Annotated in this window: 14 protein-coding genes; 6 read left to right on the forward strand and 8 right to left on the reverse strand. The window is 41.1% G+C overall.

Annotated elements, in window-relative coordinates; translation table 11 throughout:
• Positions 1-37: 37 nt before the first annotated feature.
• Together xylB and xylA are read left to right on the forward strand one after the other, a co-directional pair.
• A complete protein-coding gene (xylB, locus tag BVC89_RS01625) occupies positions 38-1522 on the forward strand; it encodes a xylulokinase (RefSeq protein ID WP_086929558.1) in 1485 nt (494 codons plus the stop codon).
• Between the two features lie 58 nt (positions 1523-1580).
• A complete protein-coding gene (xylA, locus tag BVC89_RS01630; protein ID WP_086929559.1) occupies positions 1581-2924 on the forward strand; it encodes a xylose isomerase in 1344 nt (447 codons plus the stop codon).
• Positions 2925-3037: 113 nt separating this feature from the next.
• Here the strand turns inward: xylA and BVC89_RS01635 are convergent, their stop codons facing one another.
• Entirely contained in the window at positions 3038-3496 is a 459-nt protein-coding gene (locus tag BVC89_RS01635) for a bacteriohemerythrin (protein ID WP_086929560.1), read from the reverse strand.
• A gap of 608 nt (positions 3497-4104) precedes the next feature.
• Between BVC89_RS01635 and BVC89_RS01640 the strand changes: the two genes are divergently transcribed.
• Positions 4105-4557 (forward strand): hypothetical protein, encoded by a 453-nt coding sequence (locus BVC89_RS01640; RefSeq protein ID WP_086929561.1) that lies wholly within the window; start codon positions 4105-4107, stop codon positions 4555-4557.
• Positions 4558-4654: 97 nt separating this feature from the next.
• Here BVC89_RS01640 and ubiD read toward each other — a convergent pair whose 3' ends face one another.
• From ubiD to ppk1, 4 genes are all read right to left on the reverse strand, one after another.
• Entirely contained in the window at positions 4655-6121 is a 1467-nt protein-coding gene (ubiD, locus tag BVC89_RS01645; protein WP_086929562.1) for a 4-hydroxy-3-polyprenylbenzoate decarboxylase, read from the reverse strand.
• A gap of 9 nt (positions 6122-6130) precedes the next feature.
• Positions 6131-7390 (reverse strand): transcription termination factor Rho, encoded by a 1260-nt coding sequence (gene rho / locus BVC89_RS01650; protein ID WP_086929563.1) that lies wholly within the window; start codon positions 7388-7390, stop codon positions 6131-6133.
• Between the two features lie 345 nt (positions 7391-7735).
• Positions 7736-8062 (reverse strand): thioredoxin TrxA, encoded by a 327-nt coding sequence (trxA, locus tag BVC89_RS01655; protein ID WP_086929564.1) that lies wholly within the window; start codon positions 8060-8062, stop codon positions 7736-7738.
• Positions 8063-8268: 206 nt separating this feature from the next.
• Complete coding sequence (ppk1, locus tag BVC89_RS01660) at positions 8269-10374, reverse strand: polyphosphate kinase 1 (RefSeq protein WP_086929565.1); 2106 nt, start codon at positions 10372-10374, stop codon at positions 8269-8271.
• Positions 10375-10824: 450 nt separating this feature from the next.
• On the opposite strand from ppk1, the gene BVC89_RS30250 reads away from it, so the two are divergent.
• Positions 10825-11499 (forward strand): TVP38/TMEM64 family protein, encoded by a 675-nt coding sequence (locus BVC89_RS30250; RefSeq protein ID WP_245929284.1) that lies wholly within the window; start codon positions 10825-10827, stop codon positions 11497-11499.
• Positions 11492-12931: a dihydrolipoyl dehydrogenase gene (gene lpdA / locus BVC89_RS01665; RefSeq protein WP_245929286.1), complete on the forward strand. Its 1440-nt coding sequence runs from the start codon at positions 11492-11494 to the stop codon at positions 12929-12931. The genes BVC89_RS30250 and lpdA overlap by 8 nt, the downstream gene beginning before the upstream one ends.
• 69 nt (positions 12932-13000) lie before the next feature.
• Here lpdA and BVC89_RS01670 read toward each other — a convergent pair whose 3' ends face one another.
• Both BVC89_RS01670 and hemW read right to left on the reverse strand, forming a co-directional pair.
• Positions 13001-15355: a response regulator gene (locus BVC89_RS01670; protein WP_158657741.1), complete on the reverse strand. Its 2355-nt coding sequence runs from the start codon at positions 15353-15355 to the stop codon at positions 13001-13003.
• Between the two features lie 66 nt (positions 15356-15421).
• Positions 15422-16576, reverse strand: coding sequence for a radical SAM family heme chaperone HemW (gene hemW, locus BVC89_RS01675; protein ID WP_086929567.1), 1155 nt, complete (start codon positions 16574-16576; stop codon positions 15422-15424).
• A 120-nt stretch (positions 16577-16696) separates the two neighbouring features.
• Here hemW and traF point away from each other — a divergent pair, with 120 nt between their 5' ends.
• Positions 16697-18046, forward strand: coding sequence for a conjugal transfer protein TraF (gene traF / locus BVC89_RS01680; RefSeq protein WP_086929568.1), 1350 nt, complete (start codon positions 16697-16699; stop codon positions 18044-18046).
• Positions 18047-18140: 94 nt separating this feature from the next.
• Here traF and rdgB read toward each other — a convergent pair whose 3' ends face one another.
• Positions 18141-18737, reverse strand: coding sequence for an RdgB/HAM1 family non-canonical purine NTP pyrophosphatase (gene rdgB, locus BVC89_RS01685; protein WP_086929569.1), 597 nt, complete (start codon positions 18735-18737; stop codon positions 18141-18143).
• Positions 18738-18746 lie beyond the last annotated feature (9 nt).

An 18746-nucleotide genomic window follows, 5' to 3' on the forward strand; every position in this document is an offset into this window, starting at 1 on the left:
TTTTTAGTATTATGATATAAAAATAGGCAAAGTTGAGATGAAAACAGTCCTTGGTATCGATTTAGGTACGCAGAGCTTAAAGGTTTTATTCTATGACATCAGCGCTAAATCTGTTGTTGCTAAAGAATCTGCTGCTCTCGAAGTAAATCGGCGGGAGGATGGTTCCGCTGAGCAGGATGCCGATTGGTGGATACAAGCATTGATCAATGCCCTTAAACCTATTTCTCAATCTATCAAAGATTCTGTTATTGCTTTAAGTGTCTCTGGCCAACAGCATGGTTTTGTTGCCCTTGATAAACACGACAATGTTATTGCTCCTGTAAAGCTATGGTGTGATACCGCAACAGCGGCTGAGTGCGATGACTTAAATAACAGCCTGGGGGGGGACACCGCATGTATAGAGAAAACAGGTAATAAAATATTAACAGGCTATACCGCTCCAAAAGTCCTGCATCTTAAAAAATATTACCCAGAGCTTTACGCTGAGTTAGATACTATTTTACTCCCTCATGACTACTTAAATTTTTGGTTAACAGGTGAAAAGTGCATGGAGATGGGGGACGCATCTGGCACTGGTTTTTTGAATATTGCACAAAGAACATGGTCTGATGAGATGCTGCGCGCTATCGACCCTATGCGAGATCTCTCGAAATGCCTTCCACCGCTTCGAAATGAAAACGTTATTATTGGTAAGCTTCATAAAGGAGCTGCAGCACTGACTGGTTTGCCAGAAAATACTCCGGTAGCTATTGGCGGTGGTGACAATATGATGGCTGCGATTGGAACCGGTAATCTTCACACTGGACGTACTACAGTTAGCTTAGGCACTTCAGGTACTGTTTACGCCTACAGTGACAAACCTGTCATTGACTCATCAGGTAGTATTTCCGCATTTTGTTCATCAACTGGTGGCTGGTTACCGCTTTTATGCACAATGAATTGCACGGTGACCACGGAATTATTTCGTAACTTGCTATCTGTCGATATAGCAGATTTTGATGCGACTATTGCGAGGGTGAACGCTGGAGCTTCCGGATTGATAACCCTTCCCTTCTTCAACGGCGAACGGTCACCAAATTTGCCTAACGGCAAAGGCTGTCTTTTAGGTATGGATAGTCAAAATATGACGCCGGCACATATTCTCAGATCTGGTGTAGAGGGAGCCACCTTTGCACTACGTGCTGGCATTCAAGAGCTAAGCCGTTTAGGAACGTCTACCGATGAAATTATTTTAACCGGTGGTGGTAGCCAGAGTCCTCTATGGCGACAGATAACTGCAGATATCATGAACGTGCCTGTAAATATAATGAAACAGGATGAAGGCGCTGCTTTTGGTGCGGCTTTACAAGCCTTCAGTGCTATCGAATATAACGGCATATGTGATGCCGATACTTTGAGTCAATACATCATCATTGATGAACAGTACTGCTGTGAGCCACAACAGCAGCAAGTTGAAAAATATAACGAAGTTTTTAGTCGCTATCAGGACGCTGTAATGACCGTCTCAGCTTTATACAGGTAAGTATGCGATTTACGAAAAAAACAATAATGAGTAATTAAACTGCAAAGGGTAAAACACGATGAGCAGACCCACTTTTATTGGTGATAAAGAGTATTTCAAAGGTATCGGACGTATTGCCTTTGAAGGTAAAGATTCAGATAACCCTCTAGCATTTAAAGCTTACGATGCTTCAAGAGTGGTTGCTGGTAAGACTATGGAGGAGCATTTGCGTTTTGCCGTATGTTATTGGCACAACTTCTGCTCCGGTGGCCATGATCCCTTTGGGCCTGAAACTCGTGCTCATGAGTGGCTTATTGGTAGTGATGATATGACTATTGCCCACCAAAAAATGGATGCGGCATTTGAGTTGGTAAGTAAACTTAACGCGCCTTTTTATTGCTTCCATGATCGTGATATGTCTCCTGAGGGAGATACAGTTGCAAAGACTGAAGAAAATCTACAGATAATGACCGCTGCTGCTAAACAACGCCAAGAAGAAACCGGTATTAAGTTGCTTTGGGGCACGGCAAATGTTTTCACTAATCCCCGCTTTATGAATGGTGCATCGACCAACCCCGACTTTTCTGTAGTTGCACATGCTGGTGCTCAGGTAAAAGCTGCGCTTGAGGCAACAGTCGCGCTGGGTGGCGAAAACTATGTGTTTTGGGGAGGGCGTGAAGGCTATATTAGTTTATTCAATACAGATACAAAACGTGAGTTAGAACACCTTGCTCTATTTCTTACTATGGCTCGTGATTATGGACGTTCAATTGGATTCAAGGGCAACTTTCTAATCGAACCGAAACCGATGGAGCCCACTAAGCATCAATATGATTTTGATGCGCAAACTGTTATTGGCTTTCTTCGTGCGTTTGATTTGCAGGATGATTTTAAACTTAATATTGAAGCAAATCACGCAACATTAGCCGGCCATACTTTTGCCCACGAACTACGTATGTGTACTGACGCAGGTATGCTTGGTTCCATTGATGCTAACCGTGGCGATTATCAAAATGGTTGGGACACAGATCAGTTTCCAACAGATTTATATGATTGTGCACAGGCAATGTTAATTGTTTTGGAAAATGGTGGCTTTGGTTTAGGCGGCTTAAATTTTGACGCTAAACTCCGGCGCGAATCTACTGATATGGAAGACTATTTTATCGCACATATTGGCGGTATGGATTCTTTTGCTAGAGGTTTATTAATTGCCGATCAACTAATTCGTGAGGGTAAGCTTGATGCAATTAAAAAGGCCCGTTATGCAAGCTTCAATAGCGGCTCGGGTGCCGAGTTTGAAGCAGGAAAACTAAGCCTTACTGATTTGCGAGATATTGCCAATGAAATGGGCTGGCCTTCACTTGTTAGTGGTAAGCAAGAATTTGTAGAAAATATTATGAATGACGCGATGTTTAAAATTTAAATCTCTTGTGAAAATAATTTAATTCGCGACTAGGATCTTAACTCTATTATCCCTGCTTTTTGAGGCGTAATGAAGAAACTCTTACGCCTCTTTTTTTGGTATTTAACCAGCCTTTAAAACAATACGCGCATCATTCTAGTAATTAAACCGCCTCGTGCAGCGTGATGCAATTTATCCTGTACTGAAAAGACTAAATCCGCGTAGTCGCCGTCTTCATTCTTGATATGGTTAATAAGCCAGTTTTTAAGCATAGCAAGTAATTCTTCTGTAATATCTTCACCGGCCTCGAATCTGGCAACATATTTATTTATTTTATCGATAAATAATTGATGCACTTTTTTGTGGGGGGCAAGAAAAGGATACCCAGCTTCTTCCATCAATGCTTCTTCATAAGAAAAATGGGAGATTGTATACTCAATTAAATCTGCGATTACTTTACCGGTTTGATCTCTATCTTTTGTGATCTGCACAGTCTGTAGTAAATTAATGTAATCGGCAATTTTTCTATGTTGTTGATCAATAATATGGATATTTGTATTTAGATCGCTTGTCCACTTTAAATACTCAGACATGAGAACAGCCCTACTCAATAATAAAATTTAAGATACCCGATTAGTTTGGCTATTTTTACTACGATGTGTATTGATTCAAATCATCAAACATATAACAGCGGCGCATTTTTCTGCATATTTCTAAATTTTTTTTAAACCACTCACAGAAGAATATTGATTTTTACGTTAAGTGATCTTGTCACAATCCTAATTGTCATTTGATTATGCTTCTTTCTACAAAATTACTTTTAGTGACACGGGGTAGAAATAACTTATGGCTTATCAATAATCACTAAATGGAGCACTTTAGATAGAGTAAATTTGCCTTATTCTTGTGCATAAATTACTGGGTTGATCTAAAAGTGAACGTTTATAGTTGATTTCCACGTGAAATTTTCTCTCTATAAATATTGTGTTACCGTCACGTAACAGTCTTTATTTTTCTTAAAATAGCTGTGTACATAACCTTTTAATTGTTTTTGTCACCTAAATATCCATAAATGTGGGATAATTTCCCAAAAAAAGAGAATCCCTATCTGTTTGATGTAACAAAGGGTAACACTTGGCCCTTGGATTGCAATGTGTCCAGTATATTCAACACACACTTAATTATTCAGTAGAGGTTTCCTATGAAAGCGTTACTCATCGCAACACTTGTGTTTTTACTCATACCTGTTCACAGCTTTGCAGTCTCTCGAGTTGAAGGTCAAATTTCGAAACTTGATGTAGAAAACATGCAATACACTATTCGCGAAAATGCAACGGGAAAGATGCATGTTTTCGATTTTAAAAACTCTACATCTGTGAGAATCAACAAGCGTAAATATCGCGATATGACTAAATTAAATGTTGGTGATTCTGTTATCTATAAAAAATCAATTAAGAAGAAAAAGAAAAAATATGTCAGTGCCACTATTCAGCAATTAGACAAAGATGCTAAAAAAGTTACTTTTATTGAGAGTGAAACGGGTGCGTTAAAAACTTACAAATATGAACCTGAAAAAACAAATAGATCCGGTAAGCTTGATGCAAATAATGTTCAACCTGGTCAAAGGGTGGTACTTGAAATTGTGTCTAAATAGTACTTCAAGTTATGGAGCTGCTACACAACCAAGGAAGGTGTCTATTAAGGCTGGAAAACACATACACTAGAGCCTGTAACGTTTATGCTAACAGGCTTTAGCAAATATTGAGCTTGTCCCAGATCTGATCAACTTTATCTTTTACTTCTTGCGTCATGCGGATTGGTTCGCCCCATTCGCGGTTTGTTTCACCTGGCCATTTATTAGTAGCATCAATTCCCATCTTTGATCCTAAGCCTGACACAGGAGATGCGAAGTCTAGATAGTCAATGGGTGTATGATCTATCATTGTTGTATCTCTTGTGGGGTCTACTCGTGTTGTTAAAGCCCAAATAACATCTTCCCAATCCCGGGCATTAACATCATCGTCAGTGACAATAACAAATTTAGTATACATAAACTGTCGTAGAAAAGACCACACGCCCATCATCACGCGCTTAGCATGTCCCGGGTATTGTTTTTTTATTGTTACTACTGCCAGACGATACGAACAACCTTCTGGAGGCAGATAAAAATCTACAATTTCTGGGTACTGTTTTCTCAATAATGGGACGAATACTTCATTAAGAGCAAGCCCTAAGATTGCTGGTTCATCCGGAGGCCTGCCAGTATAAGTGCTATGATAAACAGGCTTTTTCCTATGGGTAATTCTTTCTATTGTGAAAACAGGGAAAGACTCAACCTCATTGTAATACCCAGTATGGTCACCAAATGGGCCTTCGTTAGCCATTTCAGAGGGATCAATTGTGCCTTCTAGAATAAATTCTGCAGTTGCTGGGACTTGCAAAGAATTCCCTATGCTTTTTGTCACTTCTGTTTTACTGTTACGCAATAAACCTGCAAATGCATACTCACTCAATGTATCAGGTACAGGAGTAACAGCACCTAATATTGTCGCGGGATCCGCCCCAAGTGCTATTGATACTGGAAATTTCTCACCAGGATAATGTTGTTGCCATTCTTTGAAGTCTAGCGCGCCGCCGCGATGACTTAGCCAGCGCATAATCAGTTTATTTTTGGCAATAACCTGCATGCGGTAAATACCCAGATTTTGCCTTTCTTTACTGGGGCCTCTAGTTACGACTAGAGGCCATGTGACTAATGGCCCAGCATCGCCAGGCCAGCATGTTTGTATAGGAATGCTATTGAGATCTACCGCCTCTTGTTCAAGAATAACCTCCTGACAAGGGGCGTTCTTAACTTCTTTTGGTGACATGGTAAGGACGCGCTTGAATATGGGCATTTTGTTCCAAGCGTCTTTCAGTCCTTTTGGTGGTTCAGGTTCTTTTAAAAAAGCGAGCAGTTCGCCCACTTCACGCAGCGCTTCTGTACTCTCTTGCCCCATTCCCAGAGCCACACGCTCTGGTGTGCCAAAAAGGTTAGCAAGTACAGGAATATCGTGACCCACTACATTTTCAAAAAGGAGTGCTGGCCCTTTTGCTCTTAAAGTGCGGTCAGATATTTCGGTAATTTCAAGATGGCAATTAACCGCGTGACTTATGCGTTTCAATTGCCCTTTTTTTTCCAAAAGAGCAATAAAATCTCTCAGATCTTTAAATTGCATTGAGCATGACTATTTAGATTTCATTGATAGGAAAAACTCAATGTTGGTTTTGAAGTCTTTAAGCCTGTCTAATAAAAATTCTGTCGCCGCAGTATCTTCCATATCATGTAATAACTTGCGTAAGATCCAAATACGTTGTAATTCGTCTTCTTTCATTAACAAATCTTCGCGACGGGTACCTGAACGTCGAATATTGATTGCTGGATAAACACGTTTTTCCGCAATCTTTCTATCCAGGTGTAATTCCATATTACCAGTTCCCTTAAACTCTTCGTAAATAACTTCGTCCATCTTAGAGCCGGTATCAATAAGTGCAGTTGCTATAATTGAAAGGCTTCCACCTTCTTCAATATTTCGCGCTGCTCCAAAAAATCTTTTGGGTCTTTCCAGTGCGTGGGCATCAACACCACCGGTTAATACCTTGCCTGATGAAGGAACAACAGTGTTGTAAGCGCGTGCTAGACGAGTAATCGAGTCGAGCAAAATAACTACATCTTTTTTATGCTCTGATAGTCTTTTTGCTCGTTCAATAACCATCTCTGCTACTTGAACATGACGCGACGGTGGTTCATCGAATGTTGAAGCAACAACCTCTCCACGCACGGAACGTTGCATTTCTGTTACTTCTTCAGGACGCTCATCAATAAGTAAAACAATTAAGTGGCACTCTGGATTATTACGTGTAATTGCCTGTGCAATGTTTTGCATCATTATTGTCTTACCTGCCTTCGGTGGTGCAACAATAAGACCACGCTGGCCTTTACCGATAGGTGATGTGAGATCGATGATACGACCGGTAAGATCTTCTGAGGAGCCATTGCCTGATTCGAGAACAATGCGCTCATTGGGGAATAGGGGTGTAAGGTTTTCAAAGAGAATTTTGTTACGAGAGCTTTCAGGCTTGTCGAAATTAATTTCGCTTACCTTAAGCATCGCGAAGTAACGTTCACCTTCTTTAGGTGGTCTTATTTTCCCCGCAATGCTATCACCAGTGCGAAGGTTGAATCGCCTGATTTGGCTAGGTGATACATAGATATCGTCTGGGCCTGCAAGATAGGACGAGTCGGCAGACCTCAGGAAACCAAAACCGTCTTGTAATATTTCCAATACCCCATCGCCGTATATGTCTTCACCGCTGCGTGCATGTTTTTTCAAGATGTTAAAAATTACATCCTGTTTGCGAGAACGCGCCAGGTTTTCCATCCCCATTTCTTTTGCGATTTGGATAAGCTCTTCAATGGGTTTTGTTTTGAGGTCGGTGAGATTCATACGAATTGAGGTTTCCGTGGATGTCGGCAGTTCTTACGCGAACGCTTGGTAAAAGTTAATTGTTGGGGGTTTGAATTTTATTATGCAAAACTGTTCGATCGAAAAATTAAAAAAGGCGCAAAGGAAAGCTATTTATTGTTTTAGCTGTTGACTGTATACGCTTCAAACGTTCCGAATACCAATTTGTTTTAAGTCGGGGTATATAAAGACAATAAAGGAAGGTAAAACGGAAGTGCTCGACCGCTAGATATATGTAGTATAGCCACAAATTTATGTTAGTGCAAAGTATCAAGGATCACATTCTTGATATAGATTCAGAATTATGATCCATTGATGGACATTAATTTACAAACTAGCGTCTATGAAATCTTTAAGTTGAGCTTTTGACAAGGCACCTACTTTCGTTCCTTCAGCGTTGCCACCTTTAAATATCATAAGGGTTGGAATACCGCGAATATTGAACTTAGCTGGTGTTTCTTTGTGCGCATCCACATCCATTTTGCAAATCTTAATCTTGCCTTCATATTCCTTAGCCAGTTCATTCAGCACTGGTGCGATCATTTTGCAAGGACCACACCAAGCTGCCCAAAAGTCCACTAATACGGGGCCTTCGCTACCTAATACATCTTCATCAAAGCTGGCATCGCTGACGTGTACGATCGCATCACTCATAATTTTTCTCCGAACCTAATAAATGTCAATGTGGCCAATAATAAGGACACTCAGAGTCTGTGACAATATCTTAATAAGCATTGCGTCGAGACTCTGATCATAAGCGGCCAAATATCTAACTAGAATATAAGGCCTGATTTTTATGTTTCAATGCTTATTGAGTATTTTGTGATAAATGGTAGCACTCGACAGAGCTCATGTAGCCGCTAACTTGAAAGTTGTGCGAGTAACTGAGACTGTGTTGGCGCCGAAATACCCTGTTCTACCTGGGTATAAATACCATTTTTATCCAAACACCATCGCTGCCTTGAGTCCTCTATATAGAGTAGCAGCTCATTATGTACTCGTTGCACTAGCTCTGCCGAAGTGATCGGAAAAGCAGTCTCTACACGACGTGTAAGATTACGTTCCATTAAGTCGGCACTGGCGCAATAAATTTTTTCTCGGGCATTCTCAAAATAATACACACGGGTGTGCTCTAAAAAACGTCCTATTGTCGAGAATACACGTATATTCTCTGAGACACCCTCTATTCCGGGGCGTAAGCAACACATCCCTCGAATCAATAAGTCTATTTGAACACCTGCTTGAGAAGCTTTATAGAGGGCTTGGATAACTTTTGGTTCAGTTAAACCATTACATTTTAAAATAATTCTTCCTTGTTGGCCTTCAGCCGTAGCCTTAATTTCTCCATCAATAAGCTTCAGTAACTGTCTTTTAAGCGTAAATGGAGCATGCAAAACCTTATCCATTCGCTCGGTTTTACCCATACCTGTGAGCTGCTGGAAGACTCTGTGCACGTCTTCACCCATAACTTCGTCGGCAGTTAAATATGAGTAATCGGTATACAAACGTGCATTACCACTATGGTAATTACCTGTTCCCAAGTGTACATAGCGCTTGAGATTATCTCCCTCCCTGCGCACGATCAATATCATTTTGGCATGTGTTTTATAGCCTACGACGCCATAGACTACAACTACACCTGCTTCCTGTAAGCGGCTGGCGAGCTCAAGATTTTCCTCTTCGTCAAAGCGTGCTCTGAGTTCCACAACAACAGTAACTTCCTTGCCATTACGTGCAGCGTCAACAAGCGCATCGACGATTGAGGAATTGGTACCCCCGGAGCGATAAAGCGTTTGCTTAATCGCTACTACATTGGGATCGTTAGCGGCTTGTCTTAACAGCTGAATAACAGGAGTAAACGATTCAAAAGGGTGAAGTAGTAAATAATCTTTGCGGGATACAGCATCAAAAATATTATCTTTGCGGCTTAATCCCTTAGGCATTTTAGGGGTAAACGGGGGGTATAGAAGCTCCGGCTTATTCACCATGGAAAGTAGACTGAACAAGCGTTTGATGTTCACAGGGCCATTTACCCGATATAGTTCTTGCTCAGTAAGGCCCACCTCTTTGAGCAAAAAGTCGGTCGTTTCTTTCGGACAGTTATCGGCCACTTCGAGGCGTACCGCAGTGCCGAAACGACGAGAATGTAACTCGCCGCGTAAAGCACGAGCAAGATCCGCGATACCTTCCACATCAACATCCAGGTCGGCATTACGTGTAATCCGAAACTGGTAGCAACCGCGAATTTTCATGCCAGGGAACAGCCGATCTGCATGGGCATGAATCATTGAAGATAAGAAGACAATATTGTGGCCCTCACCTCCCAACTCAGGCGGTAACTCAATCAGCCTTGGTAAAGAGCGAGGCGCTGGCACTACTGCGTAGTTAAGGTCGCGGCCAAAGGCGTCATTACCTTCAAGTTCGATAATAAAATTTAGACTTTTGTTTACTAAGCGAGGAAAAGGATGAGCGGGGTCGATGCCGATTGGGCTGATGATCGGTAACACGTTACAGTTGATGTACTCTTCTATCCATTCGTACTGTTCAGCGGTCCAGTCTCTGCGCCTCAGAAAGTAGATATTTTCGCGGGCAAGCTCAGGAATCAAAATGTCATTCAAAATCTGGTACTGGGAATCTACTACTTTATGGCACTGCTCGCTTATTTCTCGCAAAACCTCTCTTGGATGTTGACCATCAGGGCCGATGCTCTCGCGCTCATATTTAATACTTTGCATGAGGCCGGCGACCCGTATCTCGAAAAACTCGTCGAGATTTGAGCTAAAAATTAAAAGAAATTTGAGACGTTCCAGAAGAGGATGCTCTGCAGCTGTTGCTTGGGCGAGAACCCGCTGGTTAAATGCTAGGTTGCTTACTTCTCGATTTATATAGTACGCCGGATTGTCCAGCGCGATTGGCTCTTTAACAGGTTCTACGGTTTGCTCATTAGGGGTTTCTATCTCTGTCATTACCAGGGTTTCCGCTTCTTCAACATGTTGAGGCTTTCTAGGATCGATTATACCTTGTAGTTTATGACAGGTATTACTTCAATATTGCAGATTTCATTGGGACTCTTCCTTTTAACTGAAAGCTATGGCCTGCTGATGTTTTTTTCAGCAAAACTATTTGATTGGCTAGTGTTCATACTGCTATTGCAAGCTGTGTTTGCTCATAGGTAAATCCGGACGAATCTCACTTCATCAACCCAAGTTTTTATGTAAGGCAATTAACAAATGTAGCCAGAGGATGAGGCCTAATTACTAAAAGTAACTACAGTTATAACTAGTATAAGGTGAATGGCACGGGGTGAAAGTTCTGAGATAAAAAAGTGACGTCCTAGGGAACTGATCAAACATAGAATGGTATATGTATGCATATCACAGCAGCTATCATGTTGTGGATAGATAACAGGAATAGTAATGAAAAAACGATTATTATTAATTATGGGAATCGCTGTTGTGGTTTCCATATTTATAGGCTTCGACCTAAAGCAATACTTGGCGCTCGATAGCTTAACCGCGTGGGTAGCCGAAGAACCTTTGCAAGCTGGTTTAGCGTTTGCCTTTTTGTATTTTATTGTGGCTAGTTTAAGTTTGCCCGGAGCTGGGCCTTTATCTCTTGTTGCCGGTGCCGTGTTTGGCCTTTGGTACGGAGTACTTATTGTATCTTTTGCCAGTTCTCTAGGTGCCACTATTGGGATGCTTATCTCCAGGTCTCTTTTACAGGAGTGGGTACAAAAGCGTTTTGCAAGTGCTCTGGAGAAAGTAAATAAAGGTGTAGAAAAAGATGGAGCGCTTTATTTATTCTCAATGCGACTTATTCCCCCTATTCCTTTTTTCGTTATTAATCTTGTTTTTGGCTTAACTAAAATCAAGGCCCCAACATTTTATCTCGTCAGTCAACTGGGAATGTTGCCAGCTACGATGATATACGTAAATGCCGGTGCTAGTTTAGGTAGGGTTGAAAACATTTCTTTTTTTGAAATATTTCAGCCAGAAATTATTTTATCCTTCGCGGCTCTAATTGCATTCCCATTTGTAGTTAAGCTAATTATGAACAAAACTAAAATATTTAATCAGTCATCAGATGCCTAAAAACTCGAATAAATACGATGCTAATCTCGTTGTGATTGGTGCTGGTAGTGGCGGTTTGGTCAGTGCCTATATTGCTGCGGCAGTGAAAGCAAAAGTCTTCCTTATTGAAAAAGCCCACATGGGTGGTGATTGCCTCAATACTGGGTGCGTTCCAAGTAAAGCACTGATTCGTGCGGCCAAAGCGTGCCACCAAGCGAAACATGCTAATCGCTATGGTGTTCATGTCGATAATGTCCAAGTAGATTTCGCCGCAGTGATGGCGAGAGTGCATGAAGTTATCAAAGAAATTGAGCCACATGATTCTGTCGAACGTTACACTAGCCTTGGTGTAAATTGTATTCAGGGGGAAGCCAAAATTCTTTCGCCAAACAAAGTTGTAGTAGGTGATCGGGAGCTGACTACTCGTCATATTATTGTTGCTACTGGTGCAGGGCCTGCTGTCCCTCCTATTCCTGGTTTAGACACTATAGATTATTTAACTTCCGATAATTTATGGCAACTAAAAGAACTGCCAAAGCGTTTGCTAGTGGTTGGTGGTGGGCCTATCGGTTGCGAATTGGCGCAAGCATTTTCGCGCTTAGGAGCCAATGTCACCGTTGTAGATATGGCCGATAAATTGTTGCCGAGAGCTGACAATGATGTGTCTAGCTATGTTCAAAACGCATTTGTTGAAGAAAATATTCAACTTAAATTAGGTGCGGGTTTAAAACGCTTCTCAGAAGGCCAAGCTATTGTTGAGAAAGATGGACAAGAAGAAACTATAGAGTTTGATAAAGTATTAATCGCGGTGGGTCGAAAACCCAATACTCAAGGTTTTGGTTTGCAAGAGCTAGGTGTTGAGCTCAACCCTAATGGCACAGTAAAAGTCGATGAGTATATGCGTACCAGTGTGGAAGGTATTTTAGCGTGTGGTGATGTGGCAGGTCCTTATCAGTTTACTCATACGGCAAGTCATCAAGCGTGGTATGCAAGTGTGAATGCATTATTTGGTGGCTTTAAGAAGTTTAAGACAGACTACAGTACGATTCCTTGGGTAATTTTCACTGATCCTGAAGTGGCTCACGTCGGGGCAGCCGAAAATGACTTGATAAGTGCTGGGGTGGATTATGATGTTGTAAAATACGACCTTGATGAACTAGATCGTGCAATAGCTGATGGTGAAAACAAAGGCATGGTTAAAGTATTGATGCAAAAAGGCAAGGATCGGATCTTAGGTGCAACAATTGTGGGCTCCCATAGTGGTGAAATTATTACCGAGTTTGTAGCTGCGATGAAAAATAAAAAAGGACTCAATAGTATTCTGGGAACCATTCACAGTTACCCTACTTGGAGCGAAGCGAATAAATACGCGGCAGGTAATTGGAAACGAGCTAATGCACCACAAACTTTGTTAAATTGGGTAGAAAAATACCACGCTTTTCGCAGACGTTAAGTCCTTAAGAGATTAGTCACTAGTTGTAAGGTAGTGACTAATCTACTTTTGGTCTCAGGCTGACTAGCGTTAAAAAACGCTTGTATCTTTATTTCCTAATCCTACTGATGCCAATGCTTCATTCAATTTATCAAGGGTTACAGGTTTACTTAAAAAATGATTCATACCGCATTCGAAAACCCTTTGTCGGTGTGAAGCTTCCACATGTGCCGTAAGCGCTATTATCGGTGTTGCTGCTATGGCTTGGTTCTTTTCTTCTTCGCGAATTTTTATGGTTGCATCAAAACCGTCCATCTCAGGCATTTCGCAATCCATCAAAATTAAATCGTAGGATTTTTCATTCGATAAAAATATTTTTACTGCTTCATGGCCGTTTTCTGCAAAGTCTGGCTTTATTTCAAATTTCCCAAGTAGTCCTTCAATTACCATTCGATTAACTGCATTATCTTCTGCTACGAGCACACTTAGAGCGGAATGATTTGGTTTCTCAGAAATCTGAGACATAAGTGGGTTCAACTGCGTACCGTACCCCTGAGATATCAAAGTGTGCTTTAAATTTTGAATGGCGATAGGCCGGGGTATGATTGACGATACAGAGTAAAGCTGTGATTGGGAGAAAGATGAAGCCTGTTGGCTTGTTATTAACATTATGGGGATTGAATAGTATGCGTTAATACTCTGAATACGTTTTGCGATATCAAAGCCATCTGAATTTTGTGGATTATGGTCAATTAACACAAAATCATAAAGAGCATGATTTCCCTTTACTAAACTATCAGGGCTATTTGGTAATTCTTCAATACTTGTAAATGCTAAATTCCAACTAGGCGCGTGTTGGCGTAGTCCGTGAAGCATAATATCCGATAAATTTATTGCTAGTAATTTCTTTCCAGACAAGGCTAAGCTACAGCTTATAGGGTTTTTTTCTACCTCGACAACATCTATAGTAAAGCGGGATGTAAACCAAAAGGTTGAACCACTTCCCTGCTCACTTTCAATACCAATTTCACCGTCCATTAGCTCTGCTAATTGCTTACATATTGCAAGGCCCAGGCCGCTACCGCCAAATCTTCGTGTGGTTGAACTGTCTGCTTGCTGGAATGCTTCGAAAAGATTGTTTTGTTCTTTAAGTGATATGCCGATACCGCTGTCGCTAATTGAGAAGAGCAATTTAACACTGTTCTTATCAGCATTTCCTTGAGCACTAATATTTAAGGAAACAAAGCCTTTTTTGGTAAATTTAAATGCGTTGCCTACAAGGTTTACAATAACTTGGCGAAGTCGTGTTGGGTCGCCAATAAGTAAGGTCGGTGTGTCTGGTGAAATATTACTGACCAGTTCGATATTTCTTTTGTTTGCTATAGGGCTAAACAGCTTGCAACAATCTTCTATAAGCTTTTCTAAATCGAAGTGAATTTTTTCTAACAGCATTCGTCCAGATTCAATTTTGGAGTAATCCAAAATATCATTGATTATCTCTAAAAGTGAATCTCCTGAACGATATAAAACATCTAAATAATGTTTCTGATTATTGTTAAGTGGTGTATCGCGCAACATCTCAACCATGCCGACAACGCCATTTAATGGCGTTCTAATTTCATGGCTCATAGTCGCAATAAATTCACTTTTAGCCTTGTTGGCTGCTTTTGCTTCTGCAATTAGTCGCCGTGTCTCTAGTTTTTGTTGCTTCTCTTCTAGTAATACAAACTCAATTGCACGCTTTTGCTCTAGGCACTGAATATAATCACGATGTAAGTTTTCAATAACCTCAATTATTTTATCTAATTCATCGTTATCTAAACTCGTTATTCTGTCATAGGAGAGCGATAATGGTTCGGGAAAGCTATTTGCAGATATAGTATCGACGTTGTTAAGCACATCGAGTTGTTTGTTAACTTGACTGACTCGTTGGAAAATAAATTTTCTTAAGAAAAGTAGCAAACCTAATATTGATAAACCTATTGTTAGAGTTTCTAATATTAAATATGTAGCGAGGTGTTTAAATGTTTCTGCCGAGAAAAAACTTTCTTGTGCATATATTTCTAATTCTAAGGTTCCAGTACTATAGTCATCTATATGTTTAATGGTGGTTGATACGCCCCAGAAAAAGTTCTTAATTTCATTGGTAAAATAGTTGTATTGTTTTTTCTTATCGTCAAACCGCAAAGTGAGTTTAATGCGAGCCAAATTCTCAGAATTAACAAACTTGCCTAAGTGTTTGTCGAGTTTATTTATGTCGTTATCTAAAATCTGTATGATTAACGGAACCTCTACCCGCACCAGCGTTGCTATGCGCTTGTCTAAGTCTGCTTGTGTTCTAGCATGGGTCATCTTTAGCCAGGGGATTAGACTCACACAAATTGTAATGACCCCTATGATAAGGGCAACTTTAGTGACAGTCTTTGTAAGACTAGTGTTCGTCAAACCTAGATTCCTCCCATTAATGAATAATGGCGTTTTATAAAATATAGTGATCAATAGGTCCTGTAGCTAAATAAAGCTCTCTAACAATGTATTTAAAAAATTTCTCCCAAGAGAGCTAGGTATAATCCTGTGTTGATCATCTAATAACAATCCTTTTGCCGTCAACTTTTTAAGTTTTGGCATAATGTTCTCCTTTTTGAGGCCTGTTCTCTCTGAGTAGATTGAAAGCTCTATTCCGTCATTCAGTCGCAGGGCATTCATCATAAATTCTAAAGTCAGGTTTTCAGACGCGATATTCTCAGTGTGTGCTGTATAACGCTTGTTTTTTGCCAAGTAATCTTTCGGTAGCCGGGTTTTGCGATAACGAAAAATTCGCTGTTCTTGCGGCATTGACACTTTACCATGAGCGCCCGCTCCTATCGCCATATAGTCGCCAAACTGCCAGTAATTCATATTGTGCCTGGAAGCCTTTGATGATTTGGCATAAGCGGATACTTCATATTGCTTATATCCGGCGTCGGTAAGTGTTTGCTGACCTTGCTGAAAAATGTCGAGTAATAAATCTTCTTGTGGCAAAGCAGGTGGCTTAGAATAAAACTCTGTGTTTTGTTCAATAGTTAATTGGTACCAGGATAGATGTGTCGGTTGTAGGCTTATCGCTCGATTTAGATCCGATATTGCTTGTGGCACTGATTGCTGAGGTAAACCATGCATCAGGTCGATATTGAAATTACTAAAACCTCCTGCGACGGCACGATTAATTGCAGACTCTGCTTCTTGGGCGCTATGAATTCTCCCAAGGCGCTGTAAATGTGAGGAGTTAAAACTTTGTACCCCAAGTGATAAGCGGTTTACGCCAGTGTTGCGAAGTGCCGAAAAGTCATGATATTCCACGGTTCCAGGGTTTGCTTCGAGAGTTATCTCTGCCTGAATATCAATACCAATAGTGTTATCTACCATATCAATGATGCTGGCAATTGCTGAGTTTGGTAATAAACTAGGGGTGCCGCCGCCAAAGAAAATAGATGTAATTGGGCGGCCCTGAGCCATCTCTTTGTCGTTGTTTAAGTCATCAGCAAGTGCTTTGACATAGTCGTCGGTTGGGATTTCTGTTTTAGCAACGTGTGAATTAAAGTCACAATAAGGACATTTACGTACACACCAAGGAATATGTACATAAAGGGATAATGGTGGTAATTGCAGTTGGCAGCTATGCTTCATATATTGTTTTGGTGGTTTACATAATGTGAAAATGTAATGTGATTCAACTTTATTGTGATCTCTGGCCTGATAGAATGGCGCTCTTATGTGTATGTGGTCAAGGATATATAGGAAATTATAATGCGCTGTTGTCAATCCATAGTCAGTAATCTTAGAAATATTGTAGGTATTTTAGTCTGTGCTCAGGTAGCGCCGGCCTTCGCGGTAAGCTATGGGACTTTCGATGCACGTTCCCTTGCTATGGGTGGAGCAACGGTCGCTGCGGGCAATCCTGCTCATGCACACTTTTACAACCCCGCTTTGTTGTCTTTTGAGAATGAGGATGAAGACGAATCGACCAATGGTCGCTTTATTTTCCCTGGTGCTGTCGCTCTTGTATCCGATTCTGGTGAGGCTGCGGTTGACATCGTTTCTGATGACTTAGATGAAAGTATCACTAACACCGTTAACGTGTTTAATAACTGTGTTTTTGACATTACCTCTCCTGCATGTCAGACAGGTACTAGCGCAGATAATGCGCGCACCGTGCAAAGTGCAGCAGGTGAAGTACTTACTTCGCTTAATGATTTTGATCAGGCGATTGAATCTTTAAATCAACAACTCATTGAGTTAGAAGCTTATGTTGGCTTATCAGTGAGTGAGCCTGCTGAGCGAGAAGGTGGTAGTTTTTATTTTGGTGTTCGCGGACTAGTTTTTGGTCGTGCGGATGTCAGCCCAGAAGACCTTGCTCTAATTGATGAATACATTACTGCAACCGCTTCTCTTGCTGATGGCAGTGCTACTTTGGCAAGTCTTGAAAGCACGAGAGTGGTAAATGGTGGGCGTTTGGTTGATCCACGTCCTAGTTTAACATCGAGTGCTCAAGTAGCTTCTTTGGCTATTGGTGAGTGGGGAATTGCTTTTTCAAAAGAGTTTTCTGTCTGGGGACAGCCTATTGCTTTCGGTGCAACACCTAAGATTTTGCAAGTTGAAGTTTATCGCGAGAATGTTAATTTCGTTGACGATATCCCATCCTATTCTGAAAACCGTAAATCCCATTTGACGATGAATTTTGATTTGGGAATTGCTGCTGAATTGTTCGAGAATTACCGCGTAGGGTTTTCTGTGCGAGATGTTTTGCCAAAAACGTTTGATAGCGAAAATGGTTTGGAAGTAGAGTTAAATCCTAGAGCTCGCTTAGGGTTGGCCTATGTTAACGATTATGTAACTATCGGTTTGGACATCGACACCATCAAAAATGAGCCCATTGCTGAAGAGCCTGAAACTCAAGAAGCTGCTCTGGGTATAGAATTTAGTCCATGGGATGCTATCGACTTACGCTTTGGTTATCGTCAAGACTTTGCTGGCGAAAGAGAAGATATTCTATCAGCTGGTATCCGTTATCAAATATGGCGCTTTGTTACAGAAGCTTCTATTGCGGCGAGTGATGATGTAACCGGGGGTGCTCTTCAATTTGGCTGGGCTTTTTAATCTTTTGCCAAATTCTTTTTTGATAACGTCTTTTGAGCAATTCGCATTGGCTTTGCGCCAATGCTTAACTCTTCCTTGGTTACAGTTTTAATTGTTACAACCCTCTTATCTTCTGCATTAGGCTTTGCATTGCTATAGCTCTGTGGCTTATGCGGTTTTTTTCCTCTTTGCTCATCTGAGCGCTGCTACAGTTGTGTGTGGGTACCCAGAATATTGGGTCGTAGCCGAAACCGCCATCGCCCATAGGTTTTTCAAGAATACGCCCTTCCCAACTGCCTTGCGCAATAATTGGTGTGGGGTCATTTTCATGTTGCATAAACACCAGTAGGCATTGGTAACGTGCAGTTCTTTGTTTTTCCGGAACATCTTTTAAGGCATCTAACAATTTTTGGTTGTTAGTCTGATCATTTGCACCTTCGCCACTGTAGCGAGCAGAATAAATGCCGGGGGCGCCCTGCAGGGCGTCCACTTCAATGCCTGAATCATCCGCTATTGCGGGATGGCCGGTATTGGCGCACGCGTGTCTCGCTTTAATAATTGCGTTTTCAATAAAACTAAGCCCAGTTTCTTCGGCATTACTAACATCGAACTCAGACTGGGGTTTCACATTAAAGCCGACCTGCTGCAAGAGAATATTAAACTCCCGTAATTTCCCAGGGTTGCCACTTGCCAAGATAACGGTTTTAGTCATGGGATATTC

It is taken from the genome of Agarilytica rhodophyticola, from assembly GCF_002157225.2.
Classification (GTDB): domain Bacteria; phylum Pseudomonadota; class Gammaproteobacteria; order Pseudomonadales; family Cellvibrionaceae; genus Agarilytica; species Agarilytica rhodophyticola.